This is a genomic window from Sulfurimonas sp. (genome assembly GCF_023229105.1).
Lineage (GTDB): Bacteria > Campylobacterota > Campylobacteria > Campylobacterales > Sulfurimonadaceae > Sulfurimonas.
Genome location: NZ_JALNZY010000003.1, coordinates 1 through 21,694, shown reverse-complemented (window position 1 = coordinate 21,694; position 21,694 = coordinate 1). Strand labels below are relative to the sequence as shown.

The window sequence follows — 21,694 nt, the reverse complement described above, 5'->3', positions numbered from 1 at the left end:
GGCAAGCTAAATAATGAAAAAATATAAAAACATACTCAAAGACAGAGAAGACGCTGCAAAAAAACTCCAGGATGTTATTCCTATGCAAAAACTCAAAGATGAGAATTGGAAGCTGGTAGCAGTCTCAAGAGGTGGCTTGGAGTTGGCTTATTTTCTGCGGGGAAAATATAAAAACAGCATAGATTTTCTTTTCTCAGAAGCAATCATGGCACCCAACAACAGTGAGTGTGAGATAGCCAGAGTCTGTGAGAGCGAAGAGATAGTAATAAATGAGAATCTTGTAGCTGCTTTTGGAATAAAATATGACTATATTTACGGAGAAGCGCACAGAAAACATGAAGAGAAGATTCTTAGTTATGTGTATCAATACAGAAAGGGAAGACCTTTTGCATCAATGAATAATCAGGTAGTTTTATTGGTTGATGAGGGAAGCGAAACAGGACTCAAATTTGTAACTGCTCTTAAGATGATTTTAGCGATGAAACCAAAAGCGGTATATATTGCAGTTCCAGTTATACCGAGCGATGTTTTGTCGTTTTTGGAGTCCTTTACGGACAATATATTTTTTCTCTACAATATAGATGATTATGTTGAAACATCTCTATATTATGAAGAGTTAAAAAAGATAGATGAAGATACGATAGAAAAAATATTAGGAGAAAAGAATGAAATATGATGTAAAAGTAGAGTTAGAAAACAGGAGTGAAGAGTATTCGTTTAGTGAAGTCGCAAAACAGGCTAACGGAGCAGCTTGGATAAAGAGCGGAGACACCGTTGTTTTAGCAACAGTGGTAATAGATGAAACAGAGATAGTAAAAGATGATTTTCTTCCCCTAACCGTGCAGTATATTGAAAAAACATACGCTGCTGGTAAAATTCCCGGCGGATTTTTTAAGCGTGAGACAAAACCGAGTGATTTTGAAACGCTAACTTCTCGTATAGTCGATCGTTCTCTTCGTCCACTCTTTCCTAAAGGTTTTGGGCATCCGACACAAATAACTATCATGACATTTAGTGTTGACTCCGAGGCTGACTTGCAGGTTCTTGCACTCAATGCAGCATCAGCGGCTCTATATGTAAGCGATATAGATATCAATAAATCAGTCTCCGCAGTAAGAGCCGCAAAGATAGACGGCAAGCTAGTGTTAAACCCTACTTTATCGCAGTTAAACAGCTCTACTCTGGATTTGTACCTATCTGGAACAAAAGATGAGCTTTTGATGATAGAGATGAGAAGTGTCGGCTCACAGAAAATAGATAACACGCTTGTTATAGACCCATTGCTAGACCCTACAATGAGCGCGCCCATTATTATGACACATACTTCAAATGCATTGCCCGAAGATGAGCTTGTAAATGTTTTACAAAAGACGCAGGAACTACTTTTTGAGAGTAATGCGAAGTATGAAGAAGCTTTTAAAGAGTTTAAAAAAGAGACAAAAGAGATAGAGTATAAAGCACATGAGATAAATGAGGGGATGGTTGGTTATGTAAGAGAAAAACATTTATCGGATATAAAAGCCGCTATGAACCAAATGGCAAAATCAGAGCGCTCAACGGCTCTAAGAGCACTCAGAAAAAAAATCATGCTCACACAAGAACATTGGGATGAGGTAGAGTTAAAAGATGCTATAGAAAAGGTCAAAAAAGAGCAGGTAAGAGCACAGATTTTAAATGAAAATATCCGTGCTGATGGTAGAGCTTTAAATGAGATAAGACCGATATCTATAAGTACAAATGTTCTTCCTCGCGCACACTCTTCATGTCTTTTTACTCGTGGGCAGACACAGGCACTTGTTGTTCTTACGATGGGCGGACCAAAAGATGCACAGATGTTTGAGAGTCTTACTGATGATGGTATCCAAAATGAGAACTTTATGGTTCACTACAATTTTCCCGGATTTAGTGTAGGGGAAGCTTCTCCCATCATGGGAACAAAAAGAAGAGAGCTAGGGCATGGCAATTTAGCTAAAAGAGCACTAGAGCCTATAATGAACCTTGACGGGCAGACTATTCGCCTCGTTTCAGAGATACTAGAGTCAAACGGCTCATCCTCTATGGCAACCGTTTGCGGCGGCTATATGGCACTTAAAGCTGCAGATATTGATACAAGCGATGTTATTGCAGGTATTGCTATGGGAATGGTTAGCCAAGGAGATAAGTATGCGATTCTCTCAGACATTATGGGACTTGAAGACCATGACGGCGATATGGATTTCAAAGTAACAGGTTCAAAAGATGGCATCACAGCTATGCAGATGGATATTAAACTAGGAGGAATTAGCTTAAATATTTTAAAAGAGGCACTCTATCAAGCAAAAGAGGGAAGAGCGCACATTATAGATATTATGCAAGAGTCCGAAAATAAGATAGAGTTAAACGATGGCATCTTGCCAAGTACAGACTTTTTTCATATAAATCCAAGTTTTATCGGTGAAATTATCGGACAAGCTGGAAAAACTATCCGTGAGATAATCGAGAAGTTTGAAGTAGCAATCGACATAGATAAAAAAGAGGGAAAAGTAAAAGTAACAGGCAAAAGCAAAAGCGGAGTGCAGGCTGCTAGAGAGCATATTGAGGGAATTGTCAATACTCCAAAAACTCCAAAAATAGAGTATAAAGTAGGCGATATCTACAAAGGAATCGTTAAGAAAATAGTTGATTTCGGTGCGTTTATAGAGCTTCCTGATGGAACTGACGGGCTTATACATATCTCTAAAATATCAGACCAAAGAGTAGATAAAGTCAGTGACGTACTTAGTGAGGGCGAGGAGATAGATGTTGAGATTTTAGAGTTTAAGGGCAATAAAATCTCCCTAGGGCGTGCATAAATAAAATTGTATATATTAAAGTAATTTTTAGCACTTTTTATGTATCATTCGCAATCAAATTTAAGTAGGGAAATCCTTGCATTTATGTTTGGGTTGCTATATTCTTGCGGATATGGTTACGCTAGCCGAAAAAGTTTGTAATAATTTTAATGGAGAAACTATGAAAAAAATTCTTTTCTTAATGGTAGCATTAGCTACTGCAGCACTTGCTAATGATGGTGATGTTGCTAACCAAACACTTAAAGCGTACTCAATGATCGCTGCTGGTCTTGGTCTTGGTCTTGCTGCTCTTGGTGGAGCTATCGGTATGGGTCATACTGCAGCTGCAACAATCGCAGGAACTGCTAGAAACCCAGGTTTAGGTGCTAAACTTATGACAACTATGTTTATCGCTCTTGCAATGATCGAAGCACAAGTTATCTATGCACTAGTAATTGCGTTAATTGCACTTTACGCAAACCCATATTTAGGTTAATAAACCTAAAAACCCCTCAGTCTAACTCTTTTTGAGTTAGACTTTTCTTCTTTTATGCGATTGTGGTGGAACGGTAGACACGCGGGCTTGAGGGGCTCGTGCCGAGAGGTGTGAGGGTTCAAATCCCTCCAATCGCACCATTTTATTTTTACTTTAAAAAATCAAAAAACAACTCTTTTTCTATTCCTAGTAAAATTCTTTATTTATCGTACGTACATTAGTTTGTTATCTCAAATATAACAGGGCAGATACTGATATTTGACTTTAGCTAGTTTTCACATTTAAGCACGGCAGAAGATATAAAACAGTAATATTCAAAATATGAACAAACAAGAATAGGAACTAAATTTTGTCAAATGATGAACTTACATTGAGTGTACTTAGAAATATTGAGGCTCTTAAAACCCAAAGAACGCTTGCAGAGGAGCTTGGTCTTAGTGTGGGAAAGGTTAACTATGTGCTAAAAGCACTTGTAGAAAAAGGTCTGATTAAGGCTGAGAGCTTTTTTGCAAACAAAAATAAAAATCAATACAAATACCTCTTAACCGAAAAAGGTTTCAACGAAAAACTGCAGCTTACTCAAAAGTTTATCCAAAGAAAAAAAGCAGAATATGACGAACTCGTTCTTGAACTTGAAAATATGAAAGGTATGAGAGAAAAATGAAGATATTAATAACTGGAACAGCCGGTTTTATCGGCTTTCACTTGGCAAAAAAACTTCTTGAGCGTGGGGATGAAGTAGTCGGAATTGACAATATAAACGATTATTATGATGTAAATATCAAGTACGCAAGACTCAAGGAGCTTGGGATAAGTAATAAAACAGTTATAGAAACGCTGCCTATTGCTAGCAGCAAATATAAAAATCATAAATTTATCAAAATGAACTTAGAGGATACGCAAGCTATCAATAACCTTTTTGAAATAGAGAAATTCGATGCAGTATGTAACCTTGCCGCTCAAGCGGGTGTGAGATACAGCATTGAGAATCCGCATGCATATATACAGAGCAATGTGGTGGGATTTTTAAATATTTTGGAGGCTTGCAGAAACTTTGGAGTGAAAAATTTAGCGTATGCGAGTAGTTCAAGTGTTTATGGGTTAAACAAATCACAGCCTTTTAAAACTACAGATATGACAGACACCCCTATCTCTCTTTATGCGGCAACGAAAAAATCAAATGAGCTTATGGCGCATACTTACAGTCATCTATATGGAATCCAAACTACAGGGCTTAGATTTTTCACGGTTTATGGACCTTGGGGAAGACCTGATATGGCACCAATGCTCTTTGCTGATGCAATCCTACATGACAGAGCTATAAAAGTGTTTAACCACGGAGAGATGAGTAGGGATTTTACCTATATAGATGATATTGTGGATGGGGTTATAAAAGTGATAGATACTCCAGCAAAAAAGTTTGACATCTACAACATAGGTAACAATTCGCCAGTTGAGCTGATGAAGTTTATAGCCACACTTGAAGAAGAGCTTGGCATTGAGGCAAAGAAAGAGTTTCTTCCCATGCAAGACGGCGATGTAGAGTCCACTTATGCCGATGTGAGTGGTTTGATAGAAAACTTCGGTTATAAGCCAGATACTCGCTTAGATGTCGGAGTTGAAAAATTTGTGAAGTGGTACAAAAGTTTTTATGGAAATCACAAATGATAAAAATATGCATCATAGGTCTTGGCTATGTCGGATTGCCACTAGCTCATGCATTTAGCCAAAAGTACAAAGTAGTAGGTTTTGATATAAACAGAGCCAGAGTAGAGGAGCTAAGCAGAGGTTTTGACAGAACTCAAGAGTTGACAAACGAACAACTCAAGGAGTCTGTAAAAAATGGTATGAAATTCACGTTAGATACCAAAGAGATAACGGGTAGCAATATTTATATAATTACCGTCCCCACGCCTATAGACAACAGCAACGAGCCGGATTTGTCGCCTATAATAAAATCAACCCAAACCGTAGGACGCGTGCTAAAAAAAGGCGATATCGTTATCTATGAATCGACTGTTTATCCCGGAGTTACCGAAGAGGTCTGTGTGCCTATCCTTGAGAGAGAGTCAGGACTTAAGTTTAATGAAGCATTTTTTTGCGGCTACTCTCCTGAGAGAATTAACCCCGGAGATAAAGAGCATACCGTTACAAAGATACTTAAAATCACATCCGGTTCCACTCCAGAGATTGCAAAAAAGGTTGATAAGCTTTACAAATCTATCATAACTGCAGGAACTTATTTGGCTCCAACTATTAAAGTAGCAGAAGCCGCAAAAGTGGTAGAAAACACTCAAAGAGATGTCAATATAGCTCTTATGAACGAGCTTGCTATGATGTTTGAGCTTATGAACATAGACACAAAAGACGTTATAGAAGCGGCAGCTACGAAATGGAATTTTATTAAACTAAGTCCGGGTTTAGTAGGGGGGCACTGCATCGGTGTTGACCCCTATTACCTGACGTATAAGGCTCAAAGTCTTGGATATATGCCAAATCTTATACTCGGTGCGAGGCAGATAAATAATGGTATGAGCAAGATAATCGCAGAAAAAACAATTAAGCATATGATTAAAAACGACAAAAAATTAAAAGGTGCAAATATCCTAGTAATGGGGGTAACCTTTAAAGAAAATTGCCCAGATATGAGAAACTCTAAGGTGCTTGATATTATTAAAGAGTTAGAAGAGTATGGGTGTTATGTTGAAGTGTATGATTACTGGGTGGATAGAAGCGACAAGGAGACAAAACCTTTGACTTTTATAGAAAAGTTGCCGCTTCAGAGCAAAAAGTATGATGCCATAGTCGTAGCAGTTGGTCATGATGCATTTAGGGAGATTACGATGGAGCAATTTGAGAGTATGTCAAATGGCGAGCCGATTATAATAGATGTAAAAGGCGTTGTAGAGAGACCAACATGGAGACTTTAGTATGAAAAATTTCGCACTCATAGGAGCTAGCGGCTATATTGCTCCAAGACACATGAAAGCTATAAAAGAGAGTGATAACAATCTCATAGTCGCATTTGATCCCTATGATGGCATAGGGATTATGGATAGTAATTTTCCCGAGGCTCATTTTTTTACCGAATTTGAGCTATTTGATAGTTTTGTAGATAGATGCCAAGGAAATGAAAAAACAAAAATAGATTATATCTCTATAGCATCTCCCAATTATTTACATTATAGTCATATAAGAGCCGCGCTTAAAAGCAGAGCTGATGCTATTTGTGAAAAACCGCTGGTGCTAGATCCAAAAGAGATTGAGGAGCTGCTTGTCATGGAGAAACAGAGTGGCAAAAAAGTTTATACTATTTTGCAGTTGCGACTTCACGACTCCATTGTTGCCTTGAGGGAGAAGATTGCCGAGGAGTTAAAAGAAAATCCAAACAAGATTTATGAGATAGACCTGACCTACATAACAAGCAGGGGAAGATGGTACTTTAAATCATGGAAAGGCGATGAGGCAAAGAGCGGCGGCATAGCTTCAAATATCGGGGTGCATTTTTTTGACATGTTATCGTGGATATTTGGGGAGCCAAAAGAGAGCTTTGTACATACAAAGAAGCCTGATGCAAATGCAGGATTTATGAGGCTTAAAAACGCAAATGTGAGATGGTTTTTAAGCGTAAACTATGAACATATACCAGAAGAACTAAAAGCTAGAGGACAAAGAACATATAGAAGCATTACTATAAACGGCGAGGAGATTGAGTTTAGCGAAGGTTTTACAGACCTTCATACGAAATCTTATGAAGATATCTTAAGCGGCGGCGGATTTGGGCTTAAAGAGGCCAGGAGTTCTATAGAGATGGTCTCATCTATCCGTAAATTAACGCCGTTGGGACTACAGGGACAATATCACCCTTTTTGCACAAAGGTACTCAGCTGATGGATAACTATTTTGCACATGAATCTTGCTATGTGGATGAGAATGTAAGTATAGGCGATAATACAAAAATATGGCACTTTTCGCATATACTAAGCGGCTCTAAGATAGGCAGCAACTGCTCCTTTGGACAAAACTGCACGGTAGGTCCAAATGTCAAAGTAGGCAGCGGCGTAAAGGTACAAAACAATGTTTCTATCTATGAGGGCGTTGAAATAGAAGATGAGGTATTTGTAGGACCAAGCGTTGTTTTTACAAATGTTACAAATCCTAGAGCCTTTATAGTAAGAAAAAGCGAATTTAAAAAAACAGTTCTCAAATATGGCTGCACGATAGGCGCAAACGCAACTATAATCTGCGGAGTCACTATAGGCGAATATGCGCTTATAGGAAGCGGTGCAGTGGTAAATAGAGATGTAAAACCTTACGCTCTTATGGCAGGAGTCCCATGCCGTCAAATAGGGTGGGTAAGCAAAGCGGGAAACACGCTGGAGTTTGATGCGGAGGGTTTTGCGGTAGATGCGTATGATGAGAGCATGTATAAACTGCAAAATAATACGATAATTTTGGTATGAGAATCTAGAATCCATGAAGAGGTTAAAACCAAAATCAGAGTTTAGTAAAAATGTTTTAACTCTCATGACAGGCACGACTATAGCCCAAGCCATCCCCATAGCCATAAGTCCAATCCTCACTCGCATCTATACGCCTGAGGATTTTGGGGTGTTTGCGCTTTATGTTGCGATAGCATCAATTTTATCTGTTATCGCAACAGGAAGATATGAGATGGCTATAATGCTTCCAAAAAAAGATGAAGATGCTGTAAATATAGTAGCACTCTCAATAATAATATCTTTTTTTGTAAGTTTTATATCTCTTGTCATCGTTTTTATTTTTAATGCCAAAATCACAAATATACTCGGAAATCCAGAAATATCAAATTGGCTCTATTTTATCCCTATAACAGTTCTACTTACAGGTGTTTATCAAAGTTTTAATTATTGGTCAAATAGAAAAAAACAGTATAAAAGATTAGCAATTAGTAGAGTAGTACAAAGTGGTTCAACTGCTACTACTAATCTTGGTATGGGTTTTGGACAAATGGGGAGTAGTGGGCTTATACTTGGGCAAGTTTTAGGGCTAAGTATAGCTGTAACTATTTTAGGAAGAATGATTTGGGAGGAAGATAAAAATAGGTTGTATAGCATTAAACTATTAAAAATTTTTGCAATAACAAGAAGATATATCAAATTTCCAAAGTTTGATATATTAGCTTCATTTTTAAATGTGTCTTCACATCAAATAACACATATTTTGTTTAATACGCTATTTAATTCTACCATTGCAGGGTATTATTATTTTACTCAAAAAATTTTAGGGTTACCTATTACTTTTATAGCATCAGCAATTTCAGATGTTTTTAGACAAATTGCTACAATAGAGTATCAACAGCTAGGAAATGCAAAAAAGATATATAAATCTACATTTAAAAAACTTTTTATTTTGAGTCTTTTCCCTTCATTTATTTTATATTTCTATTCTGTAGAATTGTTTGTATTTGTTTTTGGAGAGCAGTGGAGTGCATCAGGAGAGTATGCCAAAATTTTAGTACCAATGTTATTTTTAAGATTCATATCTAGTCCATTGAGTTTTATGTTGTATGTAGGACAAAAGCAACATTGGAATATGTACGCTCAAATTTTATTTTTAACCGCCATTGGTGCAAGTTTTACCATTGGAGATAGTGCGCATGAAGTAATATATTTAATATCTATACAATTTAGTTGTATATATATTTTTTATTTATATATGTCTGCAAAGATAGCAAAATTATTTTAGAAGAGGATATAAAATGCTAAATATTAGAGGATTTGAAAGAGAAAAAGAATTGCCAAGGGCGGTGTATTTTAGTAACTCTTATTTTACAAAGAGTCAGTTGTTCTCACTGAGTGAACAAATTTATTTAATATATAAATATGCTCAAAAATGTACTAAGCCAAAAATATTAGAAATAGGTAAAGGCAATGGGTTTGTGTCGGATTTTTTTAAAAAAGCAGAATTTGACTTTTTAACATATGATATTAATAAAAACTTACTGCCAGACATAGAGGGTAATATTTTAGAATTAAGCCATATAGTAAATCATAAAGTTGACATTGTAGTGGCATGTGAGATATTGGAGCATTTGCCTTTTGATATGTTTGAAGATAGTTTAAAAGAGATTAGTAAAGTGACAAATAAGTATGTCGTAATAACACTGCCTGAATTTAAGAAGTTTTTTGGATTTGGTTTTCTAATTAGATTACCAAAACTTGAGATGTTTTCAAAACAAATAATGCTGAAACTCAAAGCAAATAAAATATTGTCAAGCGAACATTTTTGGGAAATAGATTATGATATAAAAACCCAAAGAAAAAATATAGAATCTATAATATACAAGTATTTTAGTATTGTAGAAAAAGGTTCTTTCGATACAAATCCCTATCATAATTATTATGTTTTAGAAAAAAAAATGGAACAAATGTTGTAATCCCGCTAAAATTTTAAAAAGAAAGTAGCATGAAAAAAAAAATATTAATAATTTCAATATTCTATCCACCGATACAATCTATTGCAAGTAATAGAATAGCTTCTTTTACAAAATATTTAAATAAAGACAAGTTCAATATTGACGTAGTTACATTGCTGGAAAATAATTCAAAAGAATTTGAAAAAAATGAAAATATACAGATTCATCGTTTAGAGGATAAGTCTTATATTAGAGCATTTAAATTTGAAAAAAGGACAAATAAAATAGTTCATATAACTAAATTGATTTGCAACAAGATTTTAAGAACTATTTTTGATGAATATGACGGCTGGAAAAATAAGGCGGTATCTAAAGTATTTGAACTTATGAAAAGCAAAAAATATGATTTAGTTCTTTCAACATATGCACCCAGTGTAACTCATAATGTTGCATTAGAGTTAAAGAAAAGATACCCAGATATTAAATGGATAGCTGATATGCGGGATGAGATGAGTTTAAATCCATTTTTACCTCAAAAAGAACAAGCAAAGTTAGTTAATTTAGAAAAAGAAATATTTAAATATTGTGATGCTTTAACATCTGTTTCTAAACCTATAGTTGACGATTTTAAAAAACTCTCTAACAGCGATACCATCAAATTTGTTGAGATAAGAAATGGATACGATTTTGAAATCAAAAATTTAAAATCAAATAATAAAATATTTACTATTAGTTATATAGGAAGTTTTTATGGAGTAAGAAATCCAAGAAATTTTTTACTAGCATTATCAAAGCTAGTAGAAAAAGGGTTAATTACAACAATTAAAATAAATTTTGTTGGTGTTGTAAAGCCATTTTATATTCAAGATAATTTGAAAGAATTTATTAACATTTATGATAAAATATTGCATACAGAGGCTATAAGCTATATGAACAATAGTGATTGTTTGCTTTTAATACATCCAACAACGTCAAGAAAAGGTGTATATACTGGAAAATTATTTGAATATTTAGCTACACTAAAACCAATTATTGCTCTAGTTGATAAAAGTGACGTGGCTGCAAAGTTGATAGAAAAGGCAAATGCAGGTTATATCTCTGATAATGATGATATACAACAGATAGAAAAAATTATTTTAAAGGCATACAACAACTGGAAACAAGGTTTAGCATGTGATTTTAACTTAGATGTTATAAAGCAACATCATCGCTCAAAGCAAGCCAAAAGACTAGAGCTTTTAATTGAGGAGCTAATTTGAATAATGACTTAAAGCGTATGGAACAGTTCTATAGTAGTAGAGAAAATAATGCTTGGTCACTGTTTAAATGTTATCCATTTTTTTTAGCTAGTAAACAGTTATACGTATTAACAAAAATTTTGGATGAAAAAAAACTTCATAGACAAAAAATATTAGATATAGGAGCTGGTAGCGGTTCTTTTATCTTGAATTTAATTTTGCTTGGTGCTTCAGCAGAAAATATATCAGCAGTAGAATATTTAGAAGATAGATTTATACAATTAAAAACGAGATTGCCAAATATTCATGCTCTAAATCAAAATTACTTAGATGTAAATTTTCAATTTAAATTTGATTTAATAACTATCATGGCTGTTTTAACATCAATAACAGATAATACAAGTAGATATCAAATTGTTTCAAAAGCATTAGAAGAACTTGAAGAAAATGGCATGTTAATAATATATGATTTTTTTGATGAAAAAGAAACTTTTTTAAGTAAAAATTATCGCGCTATATCTATGAAAAAAATAAAAGAGCTTGCCAATAATTATAAAATTGTAGAGTATAAAAAAGTTTATTTGCATAGTAAAATTGCAAAAGGATTATGTAAATTAAACCTACAGGAGTTTATTCCAATATTAGAAAAATTGAAACTATTTAATGCAAATTATCATTTTGTGATAATCAGTAAATGACTAAGTATATCTTATTTGCTGATGCTAGCAGCCCTCATACTCTAAAGTGGTTGAAAGAACAAGCTAAGCATTTCGATGTTTATTTAATATCTTTAAACGGTTATTCAAAAGAAGTTTTGAACTATATTGATAAAAGTAAATTGTTTGTACTAAATAATAAGGTAAATTCAAAAGGTGGCAATTATAAATTGCTTCTAAAATTTTTTGAACTAAAAAATATTGTTACTAGAGTAGAGCCTGATGTTATCAATGCACATTTTATTTCAAGTTACGGCTTTTTAGCATCTTTAATTAAAATGTGTAAACCTGAGATTTTTTTACTTCAGTCTGCCTGGGGAAGTGATATTTTAGTTGAACCATTTAGAAATAAGTTACGTTATCTTATTGCTAAATATTCACTCAACAAAGCTAATTTAATTACATCAGACTCTTACTCCATGAGTGATACAATTAAAAAGATTGTAAAAGATAAAGAGATATCTACCTTTTCTTTTGGATTAGATAAAATAGACACACAAGAGTATGAAAAAGATAATCTTATTTTTTCCAATAGAGCTTTAAATGACAATTATAATGTAGCAGAAATATTAAATTGGTTTTCTAAACAGAGTGATATTTATAGCTTGGTAATCGCTAATAATGGAATACAAAGAGAAAATCTAAAAAACTTATCTTTAGAACTAGGAATTATAGATAGAGTTGAGTTCGTTGGTTTTTTAAATACTAAAGAGCAAGATGAGTATTACAAAAAATCAAAATATTATATCTCTATCCCAACATCAGATGCAACATCTGTTTCCTTGCTTGAAGCGATGAATTTTGGCTGCATACCTATTGTATCAAACATTGCTTCTAACAGAGAATGGATAATAAATAATATTAATGGCATCTTTTTTAAAAATGATATATTATTGGATAATGTATCATTTTCATTTAATGCTGTATCCATAAACAGAGAAATTTTAAACAATAAGGGACTATTTAAAAAATCTATAAAAGAATTAAACAAAAAGATAGAGGAATCTTTAAATGAGTAAGAAAATATTGTTTCATAAAACACATACAACTCAAGAAGAGTTAGATGCAGTATCAAGTGCTGTAAGCTCTGGTTGGTTAACAATGGGACCAAAAGTTATTGAATTTGAAAACAAATTTAATGAGTATATTGGTTCTAGAAAATCAGTTATGCTAAGCAGTGCTACGGCAGCTCTGCATTTGTCACTTAAAGCAATTGGGTTGAATCAAGGCGATGAAGTTATAGTACCGACAAATACATTTGTAGCTACTGCTGAAGTTGTTACTTATTTTAATGCCGTTCCTGTTTTATGCGATATTGAAGAAGCTACACATAATATCGATATATCTAAAATAGAAGAATTAATTACGAGTAAGACAAAAGCAATTATTCCAGTACATTTTGGTGGACAGCCTTGTGATATGGATGAAATTTATACAATAGCGAGTAAATACAATCTAAAAATTATAGAAGATGCAGCTCATGCATTACCTAGTACATATAAAGGTAATTTGATTGGCAATTTAGAGGGTACCGATATAACATGCTTTAGTTTTTATGCAACTAAAACACTCTCTACCGGTGAAGGTGGAATGGCTACTACAAATAATTATGATTACTCAAAAAATATTATGATTAATCGTCTTCATGGAATAAGCAGAGATGTTTGGGATAGATATAGTGGAGGCGGTAATTGGAGATATGATGTTATCGATAATGGGAATAAATATAACTCTACAGACTTAAATGCGGCATTGGGCATTGTTCAATTAAAAAAACTACACGACATGAATGATAAACGTAAAGCTATTTCAGGTAAATATGATAATGCCTTTAATGGCAGGATAGATAGATTGAAAATTAAAGATGATAGAACAACTTCATATCACCTTTATGTAATAAAAGTTAATAATAGAGATGAATTATACTCAATATTAAAAGAGAACGGAATCGATACCTCTGTACATTTCACACCAATACATAAACATACATATTATAAAGAAAAGTATGATTATATTAATGAAAATTATCCTGTAGCAAATAAAGTTTTTGAACAATCCTTGTCCCTTCCAATTTATCCAGATTTATCTGATGAAGATGTTGAATATATAATAGAAAATGTATTAAGACATGCAAAATGAAAATACTAACTATATTAGGTGCAAGACCGCAGTTTATAAAAGCAGGTAGTGTTAGCCGTGCAATAGCTAAACACAAAGAGATAGAAGAAATCATAGTTCATACAGGACAGCATTATGATGCTAATATGAGTGACATTTTCTTTGAGGAGATGCAGATACCTAAACCTGATTATTTTTTAGGCATTGGTGGGAAATCTCACGGTGCTATGACTGGGCAGATGATAGAGAAGATAGAGGAAGTTGCACTTGAAGTTAAGCCAGATTGGATTATGGTTTATGGCGATACAAACTCAACACTAGCAGGTGCGATAGTAGCAAGTAAACTTCATATAAAACTAGCTCATGTAGAAGCAGGCTTGAGATCTTTTAACATGAGAATGCCAGAGGAAGTTAATAGAATACTTACAGATAGAGTAAGCACAATACTTTTTTGTCCAACAGATGCAGCAGTGCAAAATCTTAAAAATGAAGGGTTTGAACGCTTTACATGTAAGATAGTAAAAAGTGGTGATGTTATGCAAGATGGAGCGATTTTTTATAGAAATCTTGCAGTTAAACCATCATGCGATATAAAAGATGATTTTATACTTTGCACTATTCATAGAGCCGAGAATACAGACGATGAAACAAGAGTAAAAAACATCTTTGAAGCTCTGAGTGAAATAGCAAAAGAGAGACAAATAATTTTGCCACTTCATCCTAGAACAAAAAAAATAGTTAAAGATTTAAAATTAAACACTCAAAATTTAACATTAATAGAGCCAGTTGGCTACCTAGAGATGGTATGGCTCATAGACAATTGTAGTTTAGTCATGACAGATAGTGGAGGACTTCAAAAAGAAGCATATTTTTTCCAAAAACAGTGTATCACTCTAAGAGATGAAACTGAATGGGTGGAGCTAGTGGAATGTGGTGCAAATATTTTAGTGGGTGCAGATAAAGAGAAGATACTATCAGCGTATAAAAATAATTTAAAATTTAATATTAAAAATTCAGAATTAGACTTATATGGTGGTGGAACAGCTAGCGAAAATATAATTAAAGAATTGATAAGTTATTAATGAAAAAAAATATATGGATTATAAACGAATATGCAGGAACTCCATATCATGGTATGACTTTTAGGCATTACTATATAGCAAAAGAGCTTGTAAAACTAGGACATAAAGTTACTATATTTACAAGTTCTTTTTCTCATTATACATTAAAACAACATTTAGAGGTAAAAAACACATTTACAGAAGAAAACATAGATGGAGTAGATTTTATTTGGGTAAAAATGCCAAAATATAAAGCTTCAAAAAGTGTAGGGAGGATTAGAAATTGGTTTTTGTTTGCATTCAAACTTTTTTTTATTCCATTTTTAAAGTTAGAAAAACCTGATTGTATTTTAGTTTCATCTTTACCTTTGCATCCAATAGTATCTGGTAAATATTTAGCAAATAAGTATAACTCAAAGTTAATTTTTGAAGTAAGGGATATTTGGCCTTTATCTGCTATTGAATTAGGTGGATATTCTCCTAAAAATCCTTTTATAAAACATCTTCAATGGCTGGAAGATTTTGCATATAGAAATTCGCAAGCAGTTGTTACCGTGCTTGCAAATGCTTATGAACATATGAAGACAAGAGGTTTAAGGGAAGATAAATTTAATTATATTCCCAATGGGATATCGATAGATGAACTAGATCAGGTAGAAGAGTTAGATGAAAAAACAATAAAACAGTTACCACAAAATAAATTTATTATCGGATATGCGGGCACTTTTGGCATAGCAAACGCTTTAGATAGTTTTGTCGCGGCTGCTAAAATATTAAAAGAAAATGACTCTATTGCGTTTGTCCTTGTTGGAGACGGTAGGGAAAAAGAAAAATTAATAGATTTAGCAAAAGAGTGTAAAAATATATACTTTGTTGATGCTGTCAAAAAAAATCAAGTTCAATCAATTTTAAGACATTTTGATGTTTGTTATATTGGCTTGAAAAATGATCCTTTGTTTAAATATGGTGTTTCCCCAAATAAACTATTTGATTATATGTATTGTGCAAAGCCAATTTTATATGCTATAAATTCTGGTAATTTTAAGCCAATTTCTGAGATTAATGCAGGATTTAATATAGAAGCTCAAAATCCTCAGGCAATTGCAGATGGAGTTATGAAGTTATACTCTATGTCAGAAAAAGAGAGAAATCAGATGGGAGAAAATGCCAGAAAATATGTTATTAAAAACCATGATTATAAATACTTAGCAAATCTTTTGATAAAGGTTATAAATAAGTGAAAGCTTTAATAACAGGTAGTAGTGGATACATTGGCGGTAGTTTTATAAATCAATATAAAGATAAATATATATTTGAAAGATTTTCACTAACAACTAAAAAACTAAAAAATATAGATTTAAAGAGCATAGATGCAGTTTTACACTGTGCCGCACTTGTACATCAAAAAATAGAACACTCTTATGAAGAGTATTATAAAATAAATGTTGAATACCCAGTAAGACTAGCAAAACTAGCAAAACAAAATGGAGTAAAACAGTTTGTATTTATAAGCAGTATTGCAGTTTATGGAGATGAAAATAAGCTACTTTTTGAAAATAGAGTGTGCAATCCAGTTAGTCATTATGGTAAAAGTAAACTTGAAGCAGAAAAACAACTATTGACCTTGAATGATGAAGACTTTATAGTAAGCATTATAAGACCGCCGATGGTTTATGGTAAAGATGCCCCTGGAAATATAGACACTTTAGTAAAACTTGTAAAAAAAGTACCTATAATACCTTTAGATAAAATAAACAATAGACGAAGTTTTATATATATAGGCAACCTTTGTCATTTAATAGATGAAGTTATAAAACAGAACAAATCAGGGATATTCTTGGCAAGTGATGATAAACCCTTAAGTACGACAAGGCTCATAGAATTAATAGCTAAAGGTTTAGATAAAAAAGTATATCTTATAAAAATACCATTTTTTGAAACTCTTTTAAAATTACTCAAACCATCGTTTCACAAAAGGCTTTACGGAAGTTTAGAAGTGGATAATACTCTTACAAAACAGAAATTAAATCTTAAAAATCCTTATAGTGCAGAAGATGATATAAGATTTATGATACATGGAGAAAAATAGATGATATATATAGTTTTATTTCTCATCTCTTTTATCCTTACATATCTTATAAAGGATTATGCCATCAAAAAATCTCTTCTTGCAGATGTAAACGAAAGAAGCAGTCATACGGTTCCGACTCCGCATGGTGGTGGAATAGCTATAGCCATCAGTTGGTTTGCCGGGCTTACTTATTTATACTCTATTGAGCAGATAGAGAGTTCACTTTTTTATGCTCTTTTGGTTGGGGTTATCATCTCTATGGTAAGTTTTTTTGATGATATTTTTGATCTTTTACCAAAGTTTAGAATCTTAATACAGGCTCTGGTTGCAGTTTGCGGATTAGTTGCTATGGGTGGTTTGGAGAGTGTTAATTTTGGTTTTTTTGCTATAGAAAATCAGATATTAACCAATCTTTTTGCATTTTTAATGATAGTCTGGTTTATAAATCTTTATAATTTTTTAGATGGCATCGATGGATATGCAGGGAGTGAAGCTCTATTTTTGGCACTTGCAGGATTTGTATTGTTTGGCGGAGGGCATTTTGTAGTTTTGGCTGTTTCAGTTTTAGGTTTTTTGATTTGGAATTGGCATAGAGCAAAGATATTTATGGGTGATGTTGGAAGTACGCTTTTGGGATATACGGTTGCAATTTTTACTATACATTATGCAAATGAAGCAAGCCAAAATCTTTGGATATGGATTATACTTTTTGCCCTTTTTTGGTTTGATGCCACCTTGACACTCTTTAGAAGATATAAAAATGGGGAGAAGTTAAGTCAAGCACATAAAAAGCACGCTTACCAAAGGCTGACTCAAAGTGGTCTTTCGCACGAGAGAGTAGTCGTTGCTTCTATAATGGTAAATATAGTATTATTCTTAGTTATTTATTTTATAGATAATATTTTTATCGCATTTACGGTTGCCTGCATGATTTTATACTCTGTAATGAGATACGTGGATGGAAAAAAAAGGTTTGCATAATGTTTAATGTCGATAAACGAATACTCAATTTTCTTATGATTATATGTCTAAGCATCAGTACATTTTGGTGGACATTTTTTATATTTCATATTGACTTTGACTGGGTTTTAGTCGGCACGGTTATTATTTTTAGGATAATTTCTTCAAGGTTTATTTTTGAGGATTATTCACTCTCTTGGTCCAAAGCTACGCAAAAAACATTTTTGATTAAAACTATTGTTGCTTTTGTCCCTTTGCTTGTGTACGCCCCTCTGTTTTACGGCGAAGTAAGACTTGCGGTAATGCTTAGTGAGTTTTTTACCTATCTGGTTGCTATCAACTTTATTATGTACGCATACTATCACTATATAAACAGAACCGGAGTTATAAAAACGAAGTCGTTAGTTATTTATGGAGCGGGGAAGGCGGGTAATAAGCTTGAGGCTGAGTTTAGAGGCTCTGAGTACAGAGTTAAATATTTTGTCGATGATGACAGGGTTATCCAAGACAGAAGCATAGACGGAGTAAGAGTCGTATCTAAAGATTATCTAAAAAGCGCTCTAAGCAAAGAGAGTAAATATGATCTTTTAGTTATCGCTATTCCTAGTGCATCAAGTCAAAGGATAAAAGAGATACATGAGAGGCTAAACCCATATTTTAAGCAAATCAAAATATTGCCGCATGTTGAAAATGTTCTTATGGAGGAGAATTATTCGCAGCTGCTTAAAAATATATCGGTAGAAGATCTGCTTGCACGCCACCCCAAAGATTTGGATAAACAGAGCATTAAAAACTTCATAAACGGTAAAAAAGTGCTCATTACCGGTGCCGGAGGAAGCATCGGAAGTGAGATAAGTCGTCAATGTGCTTTTTATGGAGCTAAGCAACTTATACTTCTAGACCATAGTGAATATAACCTTTATGCTATTAGTGAAGAACTTGTTAAGTATAACCCAGTTCACGCTATGCAATCGGTTGTAAATAAAGAGCTGCTAAATAAGACATTTGCAAAATATAAACCTGATATCGTTGTGCATGCAGCGGCATATAAGCATGTGCCTTTAGTAGAGGAAAATATTACAGAAGCCATTATAAACAATATTATAGGAACCAAAAATACAATTGATTGCGCTATTGAGCATGGCGTTGAGAAGTTTGTCTTTATCTCAACCGACAAAGCGGTACGTCCTACCAATGTCATGGGCGCTACAAAACGCATCTGTGAACTTTATGCTCAAAACGTAGTTTCTTTAGAAAACGTAGTTTCTAAAGAAGCTATCGACACAGGGAAAAGTACCGAAATAGTATCTGTAAGATTTGGCAATGTTCTTGGAAGCAGCGGGAGCGTCATCCCAAAATTTAAATCGCAAATAGAGCATGGTGGACCTATAACGGTAACTCACCCAGATATCACAAGATATTTTATGCTTATCCCTGAAGCATGTGAGCTTGTACTTCAAGCAGCGAGTATAGGAAAAGGCGGCGAGATTTTTATTTTAGACATGGGAGAACCCATCAAGATAGTAGATTTAGCTAAAAAGATGATAGAGCTAAGCGAAAGAGATGATATAGAGATAGAGTTTAGCGGCTTAAGAGCAGGCGAGAAGCTTTATGAAGAACTTCTTATAAGCGATAGTGATGCAAAAACAGATTATGAGTCTATAACGGTTGCGGGAAAAACGCAGTACGACATAGTCAAGCTCAACGAAGACATCTTTGAGCTTATCGCTACGAATGATAAGCTCAAAAAATTAAAAGAGATGGTGCCTGAGTTTACTCATTAGATAAACTAAAGATAGAAGTATTTAATTGGTGTTTTAATCAATAATGGTAATACAATCTTCACCCTTAGGAACAAGGCATAAAAAACTGTATGGATTTTCTCCAAGAGTTTTATAGCTGTGAGAGATTCCTGCGGGGATAAGTAAAATATCGCCTGCATTTGCTTCAAAAGTCTTCTCCCCAACCTGTACAATAGCACAACCAGAGAGTACATACTGCTCATGTTCAACACTGTTTGTATGAAGAGGCATATATCCGCCAGCATCTATGATAAAGTTGCGCATTGCAAAATTTGGAGATTCCTCAGCAGATAAAAGCATCTTCATCGACACTCCTTTTCCTGCTTTTTGTTCAGTTGCTTTGATTGAATCAATCTGTTTGTGTAGGTACATCATAGCCCTCTATAATAATATTTTTGGTAGCATATCATAAATTGTGTTTGATTTAGGTGGGTAAAATTTATGAAAATCGCAAAAAATATAACAGAGCTAATAGGAAATACTCCTTTAGTTATATTAAATAAAGCTTCAGCGCTTACGGGTGCCAATATCATAGCAAAGTGCGAATTTATGAACCCGACAAGCTCTGTAAAAGACAGAATCGGTTTTAACATGATTAGACGTGCACAAGAAGCTGGAGATATAACCAAGGGCACAACAGTAATTGAGCCTACAAGCGGCAATACCGGAATCGCGCTTGCCGCAAATTGTGCAGCACTTAATCTAAGGCTTATTTTAACCATGCCCGAGTCCATGAGTATAGAAAGAAGAAAGCTCTTAAAAGCGCTGGGAGCCGAGCTTGTCTTAACTCCTGCTGCTTTAGGGATGAGCGGTGCGATACAAAAAGCTGATGAACTTCAAAAAGAGATTTTAAACTCAATAGTATTGCAGCAGTTTAATAACCCTTCAAATCCAGAGATTCATGAGCTAACAACAGCAAGAGAGATACTGCGTGATACTGATAAAAAACTTGACGCATTCGTGGCAGCAGTAGGAACAGGAGGAACACTAAGCGGAGTATCAAAGGTGCTAAAAGAGGAGATAGCAAATATCGCAATATTTGCAGTTGAGCCGTCAAGCTCTGCAGTTTTATCGGGAGGACAAGCAGGTCCGCATGCTATTCAGGGAATAGGCGCAGGATTTATTCCTGAGATATTGGACACGACCATATATGGCGAAGTTATAAGAGTAAGCAATGAAGATGCAATAGAAACGGCGAAGATGTTGGCAAGAGAAGAGGGTCTGCTAGTCGGTATATCTGCAGGGGCAAATGTATTTGCAACAATGCAGATTGCTTCAAGAGCAGAGTTTAAAGGCAAAACACTTTTAACAATCCTTTGTGATACTGGAGAGAGGTATCTAAGCACAGAACTTTTTGATGAATAGTATATTTTTAGAAACCATAAGAGCTGTTGAGGGAGAGGTTTTTAACATCTCTTATCATCAACAGAGATATGAGAGTGTTTTAAAAAAGTTCAATATTGCAGATACCAAAAATCTAAAAGAGTTTATAAAACCTCCCAAAACCGGAACGTATAGATGCCGTCTCATATATGATTTGTCCAAGGAACCACACGCTTTACACGTAACATATCATCCATATAAAAAGAGAGAGACAAGCTCATTAAAACTTGTTTATGATGACAATATAGACTACTCGCTAAAGTCTCTATGCAGAGATGAGCTTGATGCGTTGTACAAGCTAAGGGGTGGATGCGATGATGTTTTAATAGTAAAGAATTCTCTTATAACAGATACTACTATAGCAAATATAGCTTTTTTTGACTCAAGAAGATGGATTACTCCCGCATTTCCGCTTTTAAGAGGTACAACGAGGGAGAGACTTTTGCGAGAGGGAAAAATATTTCAAGAGAGTATCTATGTGGATGATCTGAAATATTTTTCTAAAGTTGCTCTTATGAATGCGATGGTAGATTTTGATATAATTACAAAAAACATAAAGGAGATTTTTTGCTAGAGAGCTTAATACAGAGCAGCGATTTTGCAGAAATAATGCAAAAAAATATAGAGAACCTAATAGTTCTT

Annotated in this window: 22 protein-coding genes and 1 tRNA gene; 22 read left to right on the top strand and 1 reads right to left on the bottom strand. The window is 34.0% G+C overall.

The window, feature by feature from the left end; translation table 11 throughout:
- Positions 1-13 precede the first annotated feature (13 nt).
- The 20 genes from M0Q17_RS00930 to M0Q17_RS00835 all read left to right on the top strand — a co-directional run bounded on the left by M0Q17_RS00930 (position 14) and on the right by M0Q17_RS00835 (position 19,651).
- Positions 14-676, top strand: coding sequence for a phosphoribosyltransferase (locus M0Q17_RS00930; protein ID WP_295082329.1), 663 nt, complete (start codon positions 14-16; stop codon positions 674-676).
- The gene (locus tag M0Q17_RS00925) at positions 666-2,831 is read left to right on the top strand and encodes a polyribonucleotide nucleotidyltransferase (protein ID WP_295082327.1); all 2,166 of its coding nucleotides are present in this window, start codon (positions 666-668) and stop codon (positions 2,829-2,831) included. The genes M0Q17_RS00930 and M0Q17_RS00925 overlap by 11 nt, the downstream gene beginning before the upstream one ends.
- Positions 2,832-2,991: 160 nt before the next feature.
- Entirely contained in the window at positions 2,992-3,306 is a 315-nt protein-coding gene (locus tag M0Q17_RS00920) for a F0F1 ATP synthase subunit C (RefSeq protein ID WP_011372064.1), read from the top strand.
- 56 nt (positions 3,307-3,362) lie between these two features.
- Positions 3,363-3,446, top strand: a tRNA-Leu gene (locus M0Q17_RS00915).
- Between the two features lie 209 nt (positions 3,447-3,655).
- On the top strand, positions 3,656-3,970 hold the full coding sequence (locus M0Q17_RS00910; RefSeq protein ID WP_295082324.1) for a MarR family EPS-associated transcriptional regulator: 315 nt from the start codon (positions 3,656-3,658) through the stop codon (positions 3,968-3,970).
- Positions 3,967-4,974: an NAD-dependent epimerase gene (locus tag M0Q17_RS00905; protein ID WP_295082322.1), complete on the top strand. Its 1,008-nt coding sequence runs from the start codon at positions 3,967-3,969 to the stop codon at positions 4,972-4,974. Before M0Q17_RS00910 ends, M0Q17_RS00905 begins: the two co-directional genes overlap by 4 nt.
- Complete coding sequence (locus M0Q17_RS00900; protein ID WP_295082320.1) at positions 4,971-6,236, top strand: nucleotide sugar dehydrogenase; 1,266 nt, start codon at positions 4,971-4,973, stop codon at positions 6,234-6,236. The genes M0Q17_RS00905 and M0Q17_RS00900 overlap by 4 nt, the downstream gene beginning before the upstream one ends.
- 1 nt (position 6,237) lies before the next feature.
- Entirely contained in the window at positions 6,238-7,197 is a 960-nt protein-coding gene (locus M0Q17_RS00895) for a Gfo/Idh/MocA family oxidoreductase (RefSeq protein ID WP_295082318.1), read from the top strand.
- Positions 7,197-7,769, top strand: a complete 573-nt coding sequence (locus tag M0Q17_RS00890; protein ID WP_295082316.1) for an acyltransferase — start codon at positions 7,197-7,199, stop codon at positions 7,767-7,769. Before M0Q17_RS00895 ends, M0Q17_RS00890 begins: the two co-directional genes overlap by 1 nt.
- A 13-nt stretch (positions 7,770-7,782) precedes the next feature.
- Positions 7,783-9,033: an oligosaccharide flippase family protein gene (locus M0Q17_RS00885; RefSeq protein ID WP_295082313.1), complete on the top strand. Its 1,251-nt coding sequence runs from the start codon at positions 7,783-7,785 to the stop codon at positions 9,031-9,033.
- A 13-nt stretch (positions 9,034-9,046) separates the two neighbouring features.
- The gene (locus tag M0Q17_RS00880; protein ID WP_295082310.1) at positions 9,047-9,724 is read left to right on the top strand and encodes a class I SAM-dependent methyltransferase; all 678 of its coding nucleotides are present in this window, start codon (positions 9,047-9,049) and stop codon (positions 9,722-9,724) included.
- A gap of 29 nt (positions 9,725-9,753) precedes the next feature.
- Positions 9,754-10,962 carry a hypothetical protein gene (locus tag M0Q17_RS00875; RefSeq protein ID WP_295082309.1) on the top strand — a complete coding sequence of 403 codons (1,209 nt, stop codon included), beginning with the start codon at positions 9,754-9,756 and terminating at the stop codon, positions 10,960-10,962.
- Positions 10,959-11,639 (top strand): class I SAM-dependent methyltransferase, encoded by a 681-nt coding sequence (locus M0Q17_RS00870; RefSeq protein ID WP_295082306.1) that lies wholly within the window; start codon positions 10,959-10,961, stop codon positions 11,637-11,639. The genes M0Q17_RS00875 and M0Q17_RS00870 overlap by 4 nt, the downstream gene beginning before the upstream one ends.
- Positions 11,636-12,676: a glycosyltransferase gene (locus M0Q17_RS00865; protein ID WP_295082303.1), complete on the top strand. Its 1,041-nt coding sequence runs from the start codon at positions 11,636-11,638 to the stop codon at positions 12,674-12,676. The genes M0Q17_RS00870 and M0Q17_RS00865 overlap by 4 nt, the downstream gene beginning before the upstream one ends.
- Positions 12,669-13,796: a DegT/DnrJ/EryC1/StrS family aminotransferase gene (locus M0Q17_RS00860; RefSeq protein ID WP_295082300.1), complete on the top strand. Its 1,128-nt coding sequence runs from the start codon at positions 12,669-12,671 to the stop codon at positions 13,794-13,796. The genes M0Q17_RS00865 and M0Q17_RS00860 overlap by 8 nt, the downstream gene beginning before the upstream one ends.
- Complete coding sequence (gene wecB / locus M0Q17_RS00855; protein WP_295082298.1) at positions 13,793-14,857, top strand: UDP-N-acetylglucosamine 2-epimerase (non-hydrolyzing); 1,065 nt, start codon at positions 13,793-13,795, stop codon at positions 14,855-14,857. The genes M0Q17_RS00860 and wecB overlap by 4 nt, the downstream gene beginning before the upstream one ends.
- Positions 14,857-16,077 carry a glycosyltransferase family 4 protein gene (locus M0Q17_RS00850; protein WP_295082295.1) on the top strand — a complete coding sequence of 407 codons (1,221 nt, stop codon included), beginning with the start codon at positions 14,857-14,859 and terminating at the stop codon, positions 16,075-16,077. The genes wecB and M0Q17_RS00850 overlap by 1 nt, the downstream gene beginning before the upstream one ends.
- Positions 16,074-16,925 carry an NAD-dependent epimerase/dehydratase family protein gene (locus M0Q17_RS00845; RefSeq protein ID WP_295082294.1) on the top strand — a complete coding sequence of 284 codons (852 nt, stop codon included), beginning with the start codon at positions 16,074-16,076 and terminating at the stop codon, positions 16,923-16,925. Before M0Q17_RS00850 ends, M0Q17_RS00845 begins: the two co-directional genes overlap by 4 nt.
- Entirely contained in the window at positions 16,926-17,888 is a 963-nt protein-coding gene (locus M0Q17_RS00840) for a glycosyltransferase family 4 protein (RefSeq protein WP_295082292.1), read from the top strand.
- Positions 17,888-19,651, top strand: a complete 1,764-nt coding sequence (locus tag M0Q17_RS00835) for a nucleoside-diphosphate sugar epimerase/dehydratase (protein WP_295082290.1) — start codon at positions 17,888-17,890, stop codon at positions 19,649-19,651. The genes M0Q17_RS00840 and M0Q17_RS00835 overlap by 1 nt, the downstream gene beginning before the upstream one ends.
- Positions 19,652-19,684: 33 nt before the next feature.
- On the opposite strand, the gene M0Q17_RS00830 is transcribed toward M0Q17_RS00835, so the two are convergent.
- The gene (locus M0Q17_RS00830) at positions 19,685-20,044 is read right to left on the bottom strand and encodes a cupin domain-containing protein (protein ID WP_295082289.1); all 360 of its coding nucleotides are present in this window, start codon (positions 20,042-20,044) and stop codon (positions 19,685-19,687) included.
- A gap of 66 nt (positions 20,045-20,110) precedes the next feature.
- Between M0Q17_RS00830 and cysK the strand changes: the two genes are divergently transcribed.
- Complete coding sequence (gene cysK, locus M0Q17_RS00825; RefSeq protein ID WP_295082288.1) at positions 20,111-21,034, top strand: cysteine synthase A; 924 nt, start codon at positions 20,111-20,113, stop codon at positions 21,032-21,034.
- Positions 21,027-21,626, top strand: a complete 600-nt coding sequence (locus tag M0Q17_RS00820) for an aminotransferase class IV family protein (RefSeq protein ID WP_295082286.1) — start codon at positions 21,027-21,029, stop codon at positions 21,624-21,626. The genes cysK and M0Q17_RS00820 overlap by 8 nt, the downstream gene beginning before the upstream one ends.
- Positions 21,627-21,694: the final 68 nt, after the last annotated feature.